Source organism: uncultured Litoreibacter sp. (assembly GCF_947487515.1).
Classification (GTDB): Bacteria; Pseudomonadota; Alphaproteobacteria; order Rhodobacterales; family Rhodobacteraceae; genus Litoreibacter.
In genome coordinates, this window is the sequence record NZ_CANKWO010000003.1 from 376,218 (window position 1) to 391,802 (window position 15,585).

Genomic DNA, 15,585 nt, shown 5'->3' on the forward strand with positions numbered 1-15,585 from the left:
AACGGAGAAATATAATGAAATTCACAGAAGAGCACGAATGGCTACGCGTCGAAGATGACTTGGTCGTCGTAGGCATCACCGAATATGCAACCACTCAACTGGGTGACATTGTCTTCGTTGAGTTGCCTGAAGTCGGCACCACAGTGAGCAAGGATGACGAAACCGTCGTGATCGAATCTGTGAAGGCCGCCTCGGACATTCTGGCCCCGATTGACGGCGAGATCGTCGAAGTGAATGACGCATTGACCGACAACCCGAGCCTGACCAATGAGGACGCAATCGGCGATGGCTGGTTCTTCAAAATCAAACCTTCCGACGCGTCCCAGATGGACGACTACATGGACGAAGCAGCCTACAAATCCCTGATCGGATAAGCGGAGCAAATCAATGACCTTCACCCCCACAGACTACCTGCCCTACGACTTCGCCAATCGTCGCCACATTGGTCCTTCTCCAGCAGAGATGGAGGCGATGTTGCAGGTCGTGGGGGCGGAAAACCTAGACAGGCTGATTGACGATACACTTCCAAGTAAAATCCGTCAGAAAGACCCGTTGGAATTCGGCAAGCCCAAGTCAGAGCGCGAACTTTTGCATCACATGAAGGCTGTCGCATCCAAGAACAAGTTGCTGACGTCTTTGATCGGGCAGGGCTATCATGGAACGGTGACGCCCCCAGCAATTCAGCGCAACATTCTGGAGAATCCAGCATGGTACACGGCCTACACCCCCTACCAGCCAGAGATTAGCCAAGGGCGTCTAGAGGCATTGTTGAATTTTCAAACCATGGTCTCGGACCTGACTGGGTTGGAGATGGCCAACGCCTCCTTGCTAGACGAAGCGACCGCCTGCGCAGAAGCAATGACCATGGCGCAGCGGGTGGCGAAATCGAAGTCCAAGGCTTTCTTTATCGATGAAAACTGCCACCCTCAGAACATTGCGGTGATGAAAACCCGCGCGGCTCCTTTGGGAATTGAAGTAATCGTGGGCAACCCCGACGATCTGGATGCCAGCGCAGTATATGGTGCGATTTTTCAATATCCCGGAACGCATGGGCATTTGCGCGATTTCACCACGGAAATAGCCGCGCTGCATGAGGTGAAATCCATCGGTATTATTGCGGCAGACCCAATGGCGCTAACCTTGCTGAAAGAACCGGGGGCCATGGGGGCGGATATCGCGGTCGGCAGCACGCAGCGCTTTGGGGTGCCTATCGGCTATGGCGGACCACATGCCGCCTATATGGCAACCCAGCAAAAACACGTACGCGCCATGCCTGGACGGATTATCGGGGTGTCGATTGACAGCCACGGCAACCGTGCCTACCGGCTGTCGTTGCAAACCCGAGAGCAGCACATCCGCCGCGAGAAGGCCACCTCGAACGTGTGTACTGCGCAGGCGTTGCTGGCTGTGATGGCGGGATTTTATGCCGTGTTTCATGGGCCGCAGGGCTTGAAGGCAATTGCGCAGCGCATCCACCGAAAAACTGTGCGACTGGCGCGCGGTCTAGAGGCAAAAGGCTTCAAGATTGAGCCAGAGAGCTACTTTGACACGATCACCGTCGACGTGGGCCCACTGCAAGAGGCGGTGATGAAATCCGCAGTGGATGAAGGCATTAACCTGCGCCGCGTCGGGACGACCAAGGTCGGTATCGCCTTAGACGAGCGCACGCGCCCCGCGACCATTCGCGCGGTTTGGCGGGCCTTTGGGATCAATGACCGCGACACAGGTTTAACCGCCGAGTACCGCATCCCAGATGCGCTGCTTCGAACGTCGGATTATCTGACACATCCGGTGTTCCACATGAACCGCGCCGAGACAGAGATGATGCGGTATATGCGCCGCTTGGCCGACCGTGACCTTGCCCTTGATCGCGCGATGATTCCTCTTGGGTCTTGCACCATGAAGCTGAACTCAGCGGCCGAAATGATGCCGGTGACATGGGACGAATTCTCGCTTTTGCACCCGTATATACCGGCCGATCAGGCCGCAGGATATCACGAGATGATCGATGACCTGTCATCGAAGCTATGTGACATTACTGGGTATGATGCGATTTCCATGCAGCCCAATTCCGGCGCGCAGGGCGAGTTGGCAGGGTTGCTAACAATTGCGGCCTTCCACCGTGCCAATGGTCAGGGGCATCGCAACATTTGCCTGATCCCGATGTCCGCGCATGGGACAAATCCCGCCTCTGCGCAGATGGTTGGCTGGAAGGTTGTGCCCGTGAAATCCGCTGACAATGGCGACATCGATATAGAAGACTTCCGCGCCAAGGCAGAAAAACACGCTGACGATTTGGCGGGCTGTATGATCACCTACCCCTCGACCCACGGCGTGTTTGAGGAGACAGTGATAGACATTTGCCAGATCACGCATGACTTCGGCGGGCAGGTATACATCGACGGCGCGAATATGAATGCGATGGTCGGTCTGTCGCGTCCCGGAGATTTGGGCGGCGATGTGAGCCACCTGAACTTGCACAAAACCTTCTGCATTCCGCATGGCGGCGGCGGGCCGGGCATGGGGCCAATTGGTGTGAAGGACCACTTGATCAAGCATTTGCCGTCTGACCCGACCAGCGGCGAAGAGGGCGCGGTATCCGCTGCGGCCTTCGGATCCCCCTCGCTACTGCCGATTTCTTGGGCCTACTGCCTGATGATGGGGGGCGAAGGGCTGACACAGGCAACGCGCGTGGCCATCTTGAATGCCAATTACATCGCCAAGCGTTTGGAGGGGGCGTTTGAGGTTCTCTACAAAGGCCCGACAGGTCGTGTGGCGCATGAATGCATCATCGATACCCGCCCCTTTGCCGAGAGCGCCAATATCACGGTGGATGACATCGCAAAGCGCTTGGTCGACGCAGGTTTTCATGCGCCCACGATGAGTTGGCCAGTGGCTGGCACCTTGATGATTGAACCCACCGAGTCTGAAGCCAAGGCCGAGTTGGATCGCTTTTGCGATGCGATGCTGGCAATCCGCGCAGAAATTGCGGCCATTGAAAATGGAGAGATGGACGCGGAAAACAATGCGTTGAAGAATGCGCCACACACAATGGAAGACTTGGTGAAAGATTGGGATCGGCCTTACTCTCGCGAAACCGGCTGCTTCCCACCTGGTGCATTCAGGGTCGATAAATACTGGCCGCCGGTCAACCGCGTCGACAACGTTTGGGGGGACCGTAACCTGACCTGCACATGCCCGCCAATGGACAGCTATAGTTAGGCGTCGTCACAAAGGTTGGTTGACGCCTAAAAGGGGCGGGCTGTGCGGTGCTAGTGCCAAATGGCCCGCCTATGCCGTTAGGGATGAGCGTTGAACGTGAACAACACTTCACCGTTGATGGTATAGGCGTTGATCAAACCCTTAGCCCTGTCGCCCACCAGCCAGTTCTCCAACTGAGCCGCCGGATCCTGCTTCACATGCGGATGTTTCTTCGGGTTGATCGGAATATAGGCGTATTGGTTGAACAGCAGCGGGTCGCCCTCAAACAGGATTGCGAGGTCGGCCTTATTGCCAAAGTTTAGCCAACTCGCACGGTCCGACAATATGTGTCCCGACAGGCCCGACGCGGTATTCAATGCAGCCCCCATGCCTGCTCCAACGGCGTTGTACCAAGGGCCAAAATTCTCGGGGTTCAAACCCGCGCGGCGCCACAGTGACATCTCCCGCTTATGGGTGCCGCTTTCGTCATCGCGGCTGACGAATGTTGCCTTTGACTGAGATATTTGCGCCAGTGCCGCGACGATACCGTCGGGTGCTGCAAGTCCCGCGGGGTTCGACTTAGGGCCGATAAGAACGAAATCATTGTACATGATCTCGCGGCGGTGGGTGCCAAAACCCGCCTCAACGAACGTCTCTTCTGCACCGCGCGAATGGACAAGAATGGCATCCACATCGCCCGCCTCTCCGAGGCGCAAAGCCTGCCCTGTTCCGACCACCAGAAGCTGAACATCAAGCCCCGTGTCTTCTTTGATTACGGGCAGCAGGATGTCGGATAGGCCGGAGTTGTGAAACGAGGTAGTGACCGCGAGTTTCATGGTTTCGGCCTTGGCACCGATAGCAAGGAACAAAGTTGCCAAGACGGCAAGCAAGACGGGGCGGATCATACGATGTCTCCTGTTAGGAATGCGGCGGCTTCGGGGGTTTGCGGGGCATCGAAGAAGGCGTCGGCCCTACCGGTTTCATGGACACATCCGCCCAGCATGAAGATCACGCGCGTGGCCAGACGGCGGGCCTGCCCAAGGTTGTGCGTGGACATAACGATGGTGCGCCGCGCCGCGCGTTCCGCCAGCAACATGGTCTCAATGTCTCGGGTGGCATGGCCGTCAAGATTGGCGCAGGGTTCGTCAAGAAAGACCAACTCCGGTTCACGAATGAGGGCACGGGCAACCGCGACCTTTTGCTTTTCGCCCCCCGACAAATTTGGCGCAGACTGATCCAGCGCGTGACGCAGGTTGATGCGCTGGGCCCAATCATCGGCCTGCGCATTGGCTGCGGACTTGGAAACGCCCCGTAGCTGCAACGGATAAATCAGATTGTTGCGCAAGGAGCGGCGCATCATGATCGGGTTTTGGGGCACGAAGGCCTGTGCTTGGCGGGCGTCGTCGATGGAGCAGGCAAACTCCAACACACCTGACGTCAACCGTTGCAGCCCGTGCATCGCTCGCATCAGCGTGGTTTTTCCAGCGCCATTGGGGCCAATAATGATCGTCAGCTCCGCCGCCTCGATGCTTAGGTCAATCGGCCCGATAAGCGTTTTGCCTCGACGCTTGACGTAGGCATTGGAGAGGGTCAGAGGCAGGATGCTGCTCACCAGAATTTCCCCCGCTCGGTTCTGCCCAAAGCATGTGTGGCGAAGTTAACCAGCAAGGACAAAAAGATCAGCACAAAGCCCAAACCCAAGGCCAAGGCAAAATCCCCTTTTCCGGTTTCCAACGCGATGGCGGTCGTCAAGACGCGGGTGGCGTGGTCTATGTTGCCGCCAACGATCATGATGGCCCCGACCTCGCCAATGGCGCGCCCGAACCCTGCCAAAGCGGCAGTAATCAACGCGCGCCGTCCGTCCCATATTAAGGTGCGAATACGTTGCCCACTTGTGGTGTTCATCGAGATGAGCAGATCATGATATTCGGCCCAAAGTTCGCGAATGGCCTGATGCGCGATAGAGGCAATCAAAGGAGTGATGATAATGACCTGCGCGATAATCATGGCCGCGGGCGTAAACAGAAGATCAAGCACACCAAAGGGGCCGGACCGCGACAACAGCAAATAGACGACCAACCCCACGACAACCGGCGGCAGGCCCATAAGGGCATTCAGAACCGCAATCGCAGCGCGTCGCAGCCGGAACCGGCGAATAGCAAGCCATGCGCCGAACGGAAGCGCAACAAAAGACGAGATGGCTACCGCGCTTAGGGTCACCTGAAGCGACCGCAAAGTGATCTCCATGAGATCGCGATCAAATGTAACCAGCAGATAAACGGCGGCTTTGATGCCGTCCCATATGTTATCCATGCATCGCCTTTCTCATATCTCGCTGGTTTCACAAAAACGCAAGCTCCGTTGGTAGCGGTTTGCGCCATGAGGATTGGTATTTGCGACAAAGCCGGTGAATCCACTGCCGCTTTAAGGGGGGGCGTTGCGAAAATCCTTGGCCTTGAGGTCGTGTTTGGCCAGTTTGTCGTACAGTGTCTTGCGCGGTAAGCCCAAGGCTTCGGCCACTGCGGCGCTTTTCCCACCCAACCGGCGCAAAGTATCGGTCAGGACAAGTTTCTCAAATGCGTTCATTTGCTCGACAAGGCTGAGTTCGGAGCTCTTGTTCGCATCAGTTTGCACGTTCAAACCCAAAGCAAAGCTGCGGGCGAAGTTGCGCAGCTCCGGGAGGTTGTCGGGCCAGTCGCGCGCGATGACCTGCGCATAGAGGCTTTCCGGAATTTCGCGCATGTCACCATTCATCCCGCGTATGGTTTGGCGCACCAAGGCTTCGAAAATCGTGGCGAGGTCTTTGCGCCTTTGTGCCAACGACGGGACGGTGACTTGCATCATGTCGAGGGCGTAGAACAGGTCATCCCGCAACCCGTTTTGTCTGAGTTGATCCAAGCTTTTGGGCGAGGAGGCAATCACACGCAGGTTAGGGAACTGCTCCATCATTTCCAGCAAGGCGGTTTGCTGTGCAGAGGTCGCCAGATCAAGGGATTTCACCGACAAGTCGGTTGGCTGGGAGGTCAACTCGATTGCGCTCAGTGCTTCGGGGGGCGTATCGCGCAAGGAGACAGCAATGAAGCGCTGTTTTTCAGGGGCGAGCGCGTGAATCGTGTGCGCAGCCAACCGTTTCCCAGCCCCAGCAGGGCCTTGCAGATAGATATGAACAGGCAAGCTGGCGGCTTGGCGCAGGGCCTTGCGCAGCCGGTTAACGGCTGCACAACTTCCAGGGAAATTGGTGGCCGCAGGGTCGCCGGCCTGCAGTTGGCGTTCCATATTGCGCGACTTGTGAACGAGGCGGCGATGCTCCATCGCGCGCGTAATAACTTCCAAAAGCTGGTCGGGCGGGCAGGGTTTTTGACGAAAATCATAGGCCCCTTCCGCCATCGCGCGCACGGCCATGGGGACATCAGCTTGACCGGTCAAAAGCACCACAGGCAGGTCCGGATCGACCTGCCTTGTATACGCCAAGACGTCGAAGCCGTCCTTTCCGGGCATTCTGATGTCAGACAATATGACGCCTTCAAAGTCTCGCGAAATGTTGGATTTAGCCATCACGAAGCTGGAGGCCGCAATGACCGTGATGTCCTCCAACTCAAAGCTTTGCGCCAGCGACCGGCGCAGGGCAGCGTCGTCCTCAATGAGTAGCAGCGTAGGGGTCATTGCGAGGCCTCCTGATGGGTCGCGATCGCAGGCAAGGTAATGGTGAAGGCCGCACCGCCTTGATCAAGGTTCTCGACGCTAAGCAAGCCGCCAAAACTGCCGACAATCCCGTAGGAAATCGACAGCCCCAACCCCAGCCCTTTGGACGCGCCGATGTCCTTGGTCGTATAGAACGGCTCGAAGGCGCGCTCGATATCCTTCAGTCCGGGGCCGGTGTCAGAGATGACCAACTGGACCTGCTTTCGGTGTTGGCTGAGGGTCACGGTGATCTTTTTGCTTTCGCAGTCGCTCAATGCATCCATCGCGTTGGACAGCAAGTTTACAATAACCTGCTGCAACCGGATTTGACCCGCGTCGACCCATGCATGCGGGACCGAGTGAAGAACTATGTCCACATTCTCCGATTTGGCGCGTTGCTCGGCCAAGCCAAGTGACGCCGCAAGAACGTCCGCGACATTGACGGTCTCCAAGGGTTCCGTTTCCTTGCGGGCAAAGCCGCGCAGGTTGTGGATGATCCGGTCCATGCGTTGGGTCTGTTCGGCAATGAGCGTCAGGTTCTCACGCGCTTCCGGTTCGCGCCCGCGTTCAATGAGTTTCTCTGCATTGGCGGTATAGTTTTGAATGGCCGACAAAGGCTGGTTCAGCTCATGGCTGATCCCCGCAGACATTTGACCAAGAGCCGTCAATTTGCTGGCTTGAATGAGGTTATCTTGCGCTTGTTGAAGTTGCGCATTGCGCTTGGCGACGCGGGCTTCCAGTTGGGTGTTGGCCTCTGCCTCCACCCGCAGCTGATCTGCTAGGCGATCTCGGCTTTGGGCGAAAAAGGCAAACCCCATCCCGAACAACGACAAGACCGCTGCCGCCAATGCGGCAAGCAGGCGGGCCTCGCTGAAGGCGGGGTTGGTGTCAATAAAGGCACGGGCGGTCATGTTGATCAACGGCACGTCTTGGGATGCGATCAATGCACGTTCGGGCATCTCTGATCCGCTTTCAAAGTTCCAAATATCATGGCCACCGGCGCGCGACAGCTGATGATGCGGGAAGCTTTGCAGCGTTTCGGGGTAACCAAAGGACGCAGAGGGCGTCTGCTGTAGCTTACTGTCGTGACGCAGCGCCAGACCCAACCTGTTGGACACAAAACTGACCCCCGACGTATCAAAGAAGGTCACCACAGTTTCGTCGATCCGCCACTCTGCTTCCAGTTCGTCCATGTTTACCTTCACGACGACATAGCCTTGCGGGTTCCCCGTGTCATTCAACACGCTGCGCGCGAAGTAATAGCTGCGTTGTCCAAGGTCATCGGCCGAGTGGTAAATCCCCATGCGACGCGTTCTGGCGGCGATGACATCGGCGCGGTTAGACCAATCTGTGCCAATGATGTGAGGTGCTTCTTCTAAAGTGGAGGAGGCCAGCACCCGCCCTTGGGCATCCAATGTATGCAGCTCTTTCGCGCCGGTAGTCAAAGCCGTGCGCAGCAGAAATTCCGACGTTACCGCGCGGCTGCTTCGGCCTTCGATCAGGGCTGACACCTGTGGGTGGCGCGCCATCAGATCGGTCATCTCGCGGTAGCTCTCTAGCTGGGCAATCAACCGGTCGGACGATTGCTCCAGTACCACTCTTCCGGTGCGAGACAATCGGGCCAGTTCCGAGCGCAAGGTGACATGGAAAGTCGCCCCCACGGCGGCCACAGACATCACGAGGTAAATCACCACATAGGTCCAGCGTCTACGGTTTCTGTCGGTGGAGTTCATTTCACTTTCGATTCGTCAGAAGGGTCTGTGCGAAATACCGGAATTTTTGTGCAAATGTCAGTGATTTTGTCTGATTTTTCGCACTTTTTGCAGGGGTGACTTTGCTAGATTGACGTTACTTTATTGTTATAAATAGATTTTTCGAAATTTGCATGGGGCGCTTGCACCGATTGTCGGCTTCTTGTCATGGTTTGAAAATCCAGCGGGACAGCCCGTTTGATCGAACATCCATTGGGAGGATACCATGAAAACACTATTGAAAGCGGCCTGCGTCGCCTCTGTTGCCCTTGTTCCATCTGTTGCCGCAGCAGCCTGTGACGATGGCGAAGTCGTTATCAAATTCAGCCATGTAACCAACACCGACAAGCACCCGAAAGGTGTGGCTGCATCCTTGTTGGAGCAGCGCGTCAATGACGAGATGAATGGCAAAGCCTGCATGGAAGTCTTCGGCAACTCGACGCTTTATAATGACGACAAAGTGCTCGAAGCCATGTTGCAAGGTGACGTTCAATTGGCGGCCCCTTCGCTGTCCAAATTTGAGACATTCACCAAGCAATTCCGCTTGTTTGACTTGCCGTTCATGTTCAAAGACATCAACGCCGTTGACGGTTTCCAAAACTCCGAAACAGGCCAAGGCATGAAAGATTCCATGCAAAAGCGCGGCCTTCAAGGGTTGGCGTTCTGGCACAATGGCATGAAGCAAATGTCCGCAAACAAGCCCCTCGTCTTGCCGACAGACGCCAATGGGCTGAAATTCCGCGTGCAACCGTCTGACGTGCTGGTGGCACAGATGGAAGCCATCGGTGGGTCGCCCCAGAAAATGGCCTTCTCGGAGGTTTACGGTGCGCTCCAGCAGGGCGTTGTAGATGGTCAGGAAAACACTTGGTCGAACATTTTCGGCAAGAAGTTCTTCGAAGTCCAAGACGGCGTTACCGAAACCAACCACGGCATTATTGACTACCTTGTCGTGGCCTCTGTGGACTGGCTGGACAGCTTGGATGCAGATGTGCGTGACCAGTTCATGACCATTCTGTCCGAAGTGACCGAAGCCCGTAATGGCGAGGCCTTTGCGACCAATGAAAAGGCCAAAGAGAACATCTTGGCAGCCGGTGGCGTCATTCGCCAGTTGGACGCCGAGCAACGTCAAGCTTGGGTCGATGCCATGAAACCGGTTTGGGCGCAGTTTGAAGCCGATGTCGGCGCTGACAACATCGCTGCGGCTCAAAAGTTTAACGAAACGGGTTCCTAATCCGGCTTCGACAATCACGAGCGCGGCGGCATCCGTCCGCCGCGCTTTTCTAATTTCGCGACTATTGGGGAGGGGCAGATGGCACAGGCCGCGCGCTCGTTTATCGACCGTATAGAAGAGATCTTCATCGCCCTGTTGCTGGGGCTGATGACGCTGCTGACTTTCGCCAATGTGATCGCGCGTTATGTGTTTAACGCTAATATCTTATGGGCGCTGGAGTTGACCGTTTTCATGTTCGCGTGGCTGGTGTTGCTGGGGGCGTCCTATGCGGTCAAGAAAGGTGCGCATCTTGGCGTGGACGCCATTGTGAATGTCGTTTCGCCGAAATTGAAGCGCGCGCTTGGTGTCGTCGCGGCCGTGGTTTGTATGGCTTTCGCATTTTTGCTGCTGAAGGGCGCATGGGATTACTGGGCCAATTTCGCCAATCTCCCTGCAACGGAGGGGCGGTGGTTCCCAACAGGCTTTGAGGAAAAGTTCCGCGGCAAAGGTTGGTACGAAACCAACGACATTCCGGTGCCCGAGGTGCTGCGGTTTATTGAGGGGCTGTTCAACGATGGTGACGAGTACGAAAAGCTTCCACGCCTCATCCCCTATGTTGTGTTGCCCGTGTCTATGGCGCTTTTCTTGTTGCGATCCGTGCAGGCCTTCTTCGCCATTGTAACCGGCAAAATTGACATGCTCATCGTCAGCCATGAGGCCGAGGACGATGTGGAAGAGGCCGCCGAGCGCCTCGCTGCTGACTTGAAGGAACAATAAGTTATGGAAATCATCCTTCTTTTCGGAATGGTCATTGGCTTCATGCTTATCGGTGTGCCGATTGCGGTCTCTTTGGGCTTCTCGTCGGTGCTGTTTTTGCTGTGGTTCTCGGACGCCTCGCTTGCCTCTGTCGCGGGGACTTTATTCGAAGCCTTTGCGGGACATTATACCTTGTTGGCGATCCCGTTTTTCATTCTCGCCTCCAGCTTCATGTCAACGGGCGGCGTCGCGCGGCGGATCATCAACTTCTCAATTGCCTGCGTGGGGCATCTTCGTGGCGGCATGGCGATTGCATCCGTGTTTGCCTGCATGATGTTTGCCGCTTTGTCCGGCTCTTCGCCTGCCACAGTGGTCGCCATTGGCTCCATCGTGATCGCGGCGATGCGTCAGGTCGGCTACACCAAGGAATTCGCAGCAGGGGTGATTTGCAACGCGGGGACGCTGGGCATCTTGATCCCGCCCTCCATTGTGATGGTTGTCTACGCTGCTGCCGTAGAGGTTTCCGTTGGGCGGATGTTCTTGGCTGGTGTGATCCCAGGGCTTCTTGCAGGCTTCATGCTGATGGTCGGCATCTACGTCATGGCCCGCATTAAAAACCTGCCAAAGGGCGAATGGGCAGGGTGGGCGCGTATTTTCGAAACGGGCAAAGAGGCCGGTTGGGGCCTGTTTCTGATCGTTATCATCTTGGGGGGCATATACGGCGGGGCGTTCACCCCAACCGAGGCCGCTGCCGTGGCTGCGGTATATGCGTGGATCATCGCGTGTTTCGTGTACCGCGACATGGGGCCGCTGGCGACGCGGGAAGGGGAAAAGAACGTCTCCCTTTTTGCTAAGCCACAGGCCTTGGTGACGGCGTTTTTCCACAAAGACACCCAACAAACCTTGTTTGACGCCGGCAAATTGACCGTGACGTTGATGTTTGTGATCGCCAATGCGCTGATATTGAAACACGTCCTCACCGACGAGAAAATTCCGCAACAGATCACCGCCGCCATGCTGGATGCAGGGTTCGGTCCGGTCATGTTCTTGGTTATCGTCAATGTGATCTTGCTGATTGGCGGGCAATTCATGGAGCCGTCGGGTTTGTTGGTTATCGTGGCACCGCTGGTGTTCCCGATTGCCATTGAGCTGGGCATCGACCCCATCCATTTGGGCATCATCATGGTGGTGAACATGGAAATCGGGATGATTACCCCGCCGGTAGGTTTGAACCTGTTTGTGACCTCTGGGGTGGCCGGAATGCCGATGATGGCGGTCGTTCGCGCGGCGCTGCCGTTCTTGATGATCCTTGTCGTATTCTTGATCATGGTGACCTATATCCCGTCCATCTCGACGTGGTTGCCGAACTTGGTCATGGGGCCGGAGCTGATTACGAATTAGGCTGCAAGCCCTTGCAAAAACAGTCATAACTTGCGCGTGAAACCCGTTGAAGGAGCAGGCGCTGGTTATGAAACTTCAGATTGAATTGACATGAAGGCTATCATTTTTGACCTAGATGGTACGCTTGTTCATTCCGCGCCGGATATTCACGCGGCGGCAAATGTGATGTTGGCCCATGCGGGACGTGATCCGGTGACATTGGATCAGGTGATTGGCTTCATCGGCAACGGAATTGAAAAAACTGTCGAGCGCTGTTTGCGCGCGACGGGCGGGGTGCCAGAAAACCTAGCCCCGCATTGCGCCGAGATGAACCGCGCCTACGGGCAGGATTTGACCACCCTGACACGCCTGTTTGATGGGGTGCGGGACACTTTGGATGCGGCAAGCGTGCCGATGGCGATCTGCACCAACAAACCCGAAGCACCGGCGCGTGACCTGTGCCAGAAAATGGACCTGACGCGCTACTTCAAGGCAATTACGGGTGGCGACAGTACTCCGGCGATTAAGCCCGACCCTTTGCCGTTGCTTCACACCGTCGCCGCCCTTGGGCTTGGCGTCGAAGATTGCCTCTATGTTGGCGACAGCGTGACCGATTTTCGCACCGCGCGCGCCACTGGCATGGCCTTTGCGTTCTACACTGGGGGATACCAACCGACAAAGGTTGAAGGGCTGTCCCCGTCGGAATGTTTTGATAGCTGGCAAGGACTAGATTTAGCCCGTTTCTACCCTGTTTAATCGGGTCGCTGTGGGCCGTTTTGGTCTGAAGTTTTGACCTGAACATGGGAGCACTAGAACGCGCTGGATCCTGATCAGATAGAAGAACCGCGCAACACACGCGCGGTCCCTCCGGTTTTGTCGAGGTTGCTCAGAGGCCCCATTTCTGTGCAACGGTATCGAAGAAGCCGCGCGCTTTTTTGACTTCGATCCAATTGTTTACGTAGTTGATCCAAACCTGATCGGCCTGCGGCAGCAGCATCGCAATAGGCGAGGGCGCGCGCGCTTCGGCGCCATTCACGCGCATGATCGGGAATTTGTCGTCCAATGTGGAGCCTTCAATGTTAGAGGTGATGAACACATCCGCACGCCCCGCAATCACTTCTTGATACCCGCGCGCCGGGGCTTCTACCACTTTGATGGTTGCGTTCGGGAACCATTCTTTGGCCAAGCTTTCAAACGTCGTGCCCAGCGTGGTGGCAACGGTGACTTCTGGCTTGTTGATGCTGTCATAGCCGTCAAATTTGTCGGCGTTTTCCTTCAGGGTGAAGGGAAAGATTTCAACCGCGATGTAGCTGTCCGAAAAACCTGCAACCTTCATGCGCGCAGGTGAGATCGAGGCGGAGCCAGTCATGTGATAGCTGCCTGCGGTCACGCCATTCACCAGCGTTTTCCAGTCGGTCGGCACAAATTCGACCTCGACGCCAAGGTCTTTGGCCAATTCTGTCATGATGTCGATGTCGTACCCTTTATAGCTGTTGGTGGCGGGGTCGCGCACGGACATTGGGTTCCAGTCACCGGTGGTACCGACTTTCATCACACCGCCGTCCAGTATTTCGTTCAAGGCGGATTGGGCGATTGCGGCCGTGCTCATGGCTGCGCCAAAGGCCAGTGCCACGAGGGCGTTTGCGAATTGTTTCATAGCGGGAGTGTCTCCGGTGTTGAGAAAGTGATCGTGGCTTGAAGTTTCGGCCACATGGCCCGTAACCTCAAGCTGTATGATGAATTGGCCGGAAGGGCGCGGATGTGACGCAAAATGCGATCGAGATGGTCAATGTAGACAAGTGGTTTGGCGACTTTCAGGTGCTTAAGGGCATTAATCTTAACGTCCAATCCGGTGAGCGGGTTGTTATCTGCGGGCCATCTGGATCGGGGAAATCGACGGTCGTGCGCTGTATCAACCGGCTTGAGGCTCATCAAAAAGGCGTGATCAAGATCGGTGGTGTGGTGCAAGATGGCAGCGCAGCGGCGCTTGAGGCGATCCGGTCCGAGGTCGGAATGGTCTTTCAGCAGTTCAATTTGTTCCCACATCTTAGCGTCATGGAAAACCTTGTTTTGGGGCCAATGAAGGCACGCGGAATGTCGCGTCAGCAAGCGGAAGAGCGTGCCATGGAATATTTGGAACGTGTGCGTATCCCCGAGCAAGCCTTCAAGCGCCCGAGCCAGCTATCAGGTGGCCAGCAGCAACGCGTCGCCATCGCGCGAAGCCTGTGTATGGAACCAAAAGTGATGCTGTTCGACGAGCCAACATCAGCCCTGGATCCCGAGATGATCTCGGAGGTGTTGGATGTGATCGTTGAACTGGCGGAGGAAGGGATGACCATGGTTGTTGTCACCCATGAGATGGGGTTTGCCCGAAAGGTCGCGGATAAAATGGTGTTCATGGATGCGGGCGAAATTATTGAAACCGGCACCGCTGGAGATTTCTTTTCCGCACCGAAGTCCGAACGCACTCAGGCGTTTCTTCAGCAAATTTTGCAGCACTGATATGCGCGTGGTCCTGTTCCTTTTCGGGGTGCTGCTGCTGTCCAGCTGCGGGTCGTCGGACACATGGGGGTGGTATGTCGTCAATCCGATGACGCCCTCCGGCTGGGTCAACATCAGGTTCTTGATCAATGGCATGGGGGCCACGGTTTTGCTGTCGGTAATCGCAGCATCGATCTCCATCGTGTTGGGGTTGCTGGTGGCCCTTCCAGCCTTGTCAGAGCATCGCGGCATACGCGCGATCAACCGCGTCTACGTTGAGGTTATCCGCGCGATTCCGCTGCTTCCAATGCTGTTTTGGGTCTTCTACGGGTTGCCGATTGTGTTCAAATCAATGGGGCTTAACATCCAGATTGATCCCTTCTGGGGCGCGATTATTACCCTTGCTTTATCCGACAGCGCATTCACCGCAGAGATATATCGCGCAGGGATACAAAGCATCGCAAAAGGGCAGTCAGAAGCCGCGAAAACGGTGGGTTTGAATTACCTGCAAACCATGCGCTACGTGATTTTACCGCAAGCCATTCGACGTATCCTGCCGCCCTTGGCGAACCAATTTATCTATATCGTAAAAATGTCAGCCTTCGCCTCGGTGATCGGCATGCAGGAGCTGACCCGCCGCGCCAATGAACTGGTGGTAACGGAGTACCGCCCGTTGGAAATCTATTCGCTACTGATCGTCGAGTATTTGGTGCTGGTGCTGATCATTAGCGCAGCTGTGCGCTGGCTAGAGCGCAAAATGGGATCGGATGAGAGAGGATGAACGAAATGGACTGGACTGAATTTATGAACGAGACCGCCGAAAATATCGGTGTCTTGGCCAAGGAGATGCCGGATACGGCAAAAGCGTTTAACGCGATGGGGACCGCGGCTAAAAAGTCTGGCGCTCTGGATGAGAAAACCAAAGAGATAATGGCCTTGGGAATCGCAATTGCCACCCGTTGCGACAGCTGTATCGGGTTTCACATTAAGTCGTTGATCCGTTTGAACATTACGCGCGACGAGTTGGTCGAAGCCCTTGCTATGGCCACATATATGGGAGGCGGCCCGTCATATGCGTATTCAGCCAAGGCGTTGAAGGCGTTTGAAGAGTTTTCTTGAGGCTGT

The 15,585-nt window shown here is 56.0% G+C and carries 15 protein-coding genes; 9 read left to right on the top strand and 6 right to left on the bottom strand.

The features are described from left to right. Positions 1-14 precede the first annotated feature (14 nt). Both gcvH and gcvP read left to right on the top strand, forming a co-directional pair. Positions 15-374, top strand: coding sequence for a glycine cleavage system protein GcvH (gene gcvH, locus Q0746_RS11785; RefSeq protein WP_298260481.1), 360 nt, complete (start codon positions 15-17; stop codon positions 372-374). 13 nt (positions 375-387) lie between these two features. Further along, positions 388-3,222 carry an aminomethyl-transferring glycine dehydrogenase gene (gene gcvP / locus Q0746_RS11790; RefSeq protein WP_298260483.1) on the top strand — a complete coding sequence of 945 codons (2,835 nt, stop codon included), beginning with the start codon at positions 388-390 and terminating at the stop codon, positions 3,220-3,222. A 77-nt stretch (positions 3,223-3,299) separates the two neighbouring features. Here the strand turns inward: gcvP and Q0746_RS11795 are convergent, their stop codons facing one another. The 5 genes from Q0746_RS11795 to Q0746_RS11815 form a co-directional block, all read right to left on the bottom strand. Then, on the bottom strand, positions 3,300-4,106 hold the full coding sequence (locus Q0746_RS11795) for a substrate-binding domain-containing protein (RefSeq protein ID WP_298260485.1): 807 nt from the start codon (positions 4,104-4,106) through the stop codon (positions 3,300-3,302). After that, positions 4,103-4,813 (bottom strand): ABC transporter ATP-binding protein, encoded by a 711-nt coding sequence (locus Q0746_RS11800; RefSeq protein ID WP_363322760.1) that lies wholly within the window; start codon positions 4,811-4,813, stop codon positions 4,103-4,105. The genes Q0746_RS11795 and Q0746_RS11800 overlap by 4 nt, the downstream gene beginning before the upstream one ends. Then, positions 4,810-5,514: an ABC transporter permease gene (locus tag Q0746_RS11805; RefSeq protein ID WP_298260487.1), complete on the bottom strand. Its 705-nt coding sequence runs from the start codon at positions 5,512-5,514 to the stop codon at positions 4,810-4,812. The genes Q0746_RS11800 and Q0746_RS11805 overlap by 4 nt, the downstream gene beginning before the upstream one ends. 111 nt (positions 5,515-5,625) lie before the next feature. Continuing rightward, a complete protein-coding gene (locus Q0746_RS11810; protein ID WP_298260489.1) occupies positions 5,626-6,864 on the bottom strand; it encodes a response regulator in 1,239 nt (412 codons plus the stop codon). Continuing rightward, positions 6,861-8,615 carry an ATP-binding protein gene (locus tag Q0746_RS11815; protein ID WP_298260491.1) on the bottom strand — a complete coding sequence of 585 codons (1,755 nt, stop codon included), beginning with the start codon at positions 8,613-8,615 and terminating at the stop codon, positions 6,861-6,863. Before Q0746_RS11815 ends, Q0746_RS11810 begins: the two co-directional genes overlap by 4 nt. Positions 8,616-8,859: 244 nt before the next feature. Between Q0746_RS11815 and Q0746_RS11820 the strand changes: the two genes are divergently transcribed. The 4 genes from Q0746_RS11820 (at position 8,860) to gph (ending at position 12,735) form a co-directional block, all read left to right on the top strand. After that, positions 8,860-9,864 (top strand): DctP family TRAP transporter solute-binding subunit, encoded by a 1,005-nt coding sequence (locus Q0746_RS11820; RefSeq protein WP_298260493.1) that lies wholly within the window; start codon positions 8,860-8,862, stop codon positions 9,862-9,864. Between the two features lie 78 nt (positions 9,865-9,942). Beyond that, the gene (locus Q0746_RS11825) at positions 9,943-10,620 is read left to right on the top strand and encodes a TRAP transporter small permease (protein ID WP_298260495.1); all 678 of its coding nucleotides are present in this window, start codon (positions 9,943-9,945) and stop codon (positions 10,618-10,620) included. Between the two features lie 3 nt (positions 10,621-10,623). Further along, a complete protein-coding gene (locus Q0746_RS11830; RefSeq protein ID WP_298260496.1) occupies positions 10,624-12,000 on the top strand; it encodes a TRAP transporter large permease in 1,377 nt (458 codons plus the stop codon). A 90-nt stretch (positions 12,001-12,090) separates the two neighbouring features. Next, the gene (gene gph / locus Q0746_RS11835; protein WP_298260498.1) at positions 12,091-12,735 is read left to right on the top strand and encodes a phosphoglycolate phosphatase; all 645 of its coding nucleotides are present in this window, start codon (positions 12,091-12,093) and stop codon (positions 12,733-12,735) included. 130 nt (positions 12,736-12,865) lie between these two features. Here the strand turns inward: gph and Q0746_RS11840 are convergent, their stop codons facing one another. Beyond that, positions 12,866-13,588 (bottom strand): transporter substrate-binding domain-containing protein, encoded by a 723-nt coding sequence (locus Q0746_RS11840; protein WP_298261263.1) that lies wholly within the window; start codon positions 13,586-13,588, stop codon positions 12,866-12,868. A 152-nt stretch (positions 13,589-13,740) separates the two neighbouring features. Between Q0746_RS11840 and Q0746_RS11845 the strand changes: the two genes are divergently transcribed. From Q0746_RS11845 to Q0746_RS11855, 3 genes are read left to right on the top strand one after another with little or no spacing between them, the layout of a single operon-like run. Further along, entirely contained in the window at positions 13,741-14,481 is a 741-nt protein-coding gene (locus Q0746_RS11845) for an amino acid ABC transporter ATP-binding protein (protein WP_298260500.1), read from the top strand. Position 14,482: 1 nt separating this feature from the next. Beyond that, positions 14,483-15,241 carry an amino acid ABC transporter permease gene (locus Q0746_RS11850; RefSeq protein WP_298260502.1) on the top strand — a complete coding sequence of 253 codons (759 nt, stop codon included), beginning with the start codon at positions 14,483-14,485 and terminating at the stop codon, positions 15,239-15,241. Between the two features lie 5 nt (positions 15,242-15,246). Continuing rightward, a complete protein-coding gene (locus Q0746_RS11855; protein ID WP_298260504.1) occupies positions 15,247-15,579 on the top strand; it encodes a carboxymuconolactone decarboxylase family protein in 333 nt (110 codons plus the stop codon). The last annotated feature ends 6 nt before the right edge of the window (positions 15,580-15,585 follow it).

What these genes read in the sequence shown, in the direction of transcription:
- gcvP (WP_298260483.1), top strand. Translation starts at nt 388, where the DNA reads ATGACCTTCACCCCCACAGACTACCTGCCCTACGACTTCGCCAATCGT.
- Q0746_RS11855 (WP_298260504.1), top strand. Translation starts at nt 15,247, where the DNA reads ATGGACTGGACTGAATTTATGAACGAGACCGCCGAAAATATCGGTGTC.
- gph (WP_298260498.1), top strand. Translation starts at nt 12,091, where the DNA reads ATGAAGGCTATCATTTTTGACCTAGATGGTACGCTTGTTCATTCCGCG.
- Q0746_RS11830 (WP_298260496.1), top strand. Translation starts at nt 10,624, where the DNA reads ATGGAAATCATCCTTCTTTTCGGAATGGTCATTGGCTTCATGCTTATC.
- Q0746_RS11820 (WP_298260493.1), top strand. Translation starts at nt 8,860, where the DNA reads ATGAAAACACTATTGAAAGCGGCCTGCGTCGCCTCTGTTGCCCTTGTT.
- Q0746_RS11815 (WP_298260491.1), bottom strand. Translation starts at nt 8,615, where the DNA reads ATGAACTCCACCGACAGAAACCGTAGACGCTGGACCTATGTGGTGATT.
- Q0746_RS11825 (WP_298260495.1), top strand. Translation starts at nt 9,943, where the DNA reads ATGGCACAGGCCGCGCGCTCGTTTATCGACCGTATAGAAGAGATCTTC.
- Q0746_RS11810 (WP_298260489.1), bottom strand. Translation starts at nt 6,864, where the DNA reads ATGACCCCTACGCTGCTACTCATTGAGGACGACGCTGCCCTGCGCCGG.
- Q0746_RS11850 (WP_298260502.1), top strand. Translation starts at nt 14,483, where the DNA reads ATGCGCGTGGTCCTGTTCCTTTTCGGGGTGCTGCTGCTGTCCAGCTGC.
- Q0746_RS11805 (WP_298260487.1), bottom strand. Translation starts at nt 5,514, where the DNA reads ATGGATAACATATGGGACGGCATCAAAGCCGCCGTTTATCTGCTGGTT.
- gcvH (WP_298260481.1), top strand. Translation starts at nt 15, where the DNA reads ATGAAATTCACAGAAGAGCACGAATGGCTACGCGTCGAAGATGACTTG.
- Q0746_RS11840 (WP_298261263.1), bottom strand. Translation starts at nt 13,588, where the DNA reads ATGAGCACGGCCGCAATCGCCCAATCCGCCTTGAACGAAATACTGGAC.
- Q0746_RS11795 (WP_298260485.1), bottom strand. Translation starts at nt 4,106, where the DNA reads ATGATCCGCCCCGTCTTGCTTGCCGTCTTGGCAACTTTGTTCCTTGCT.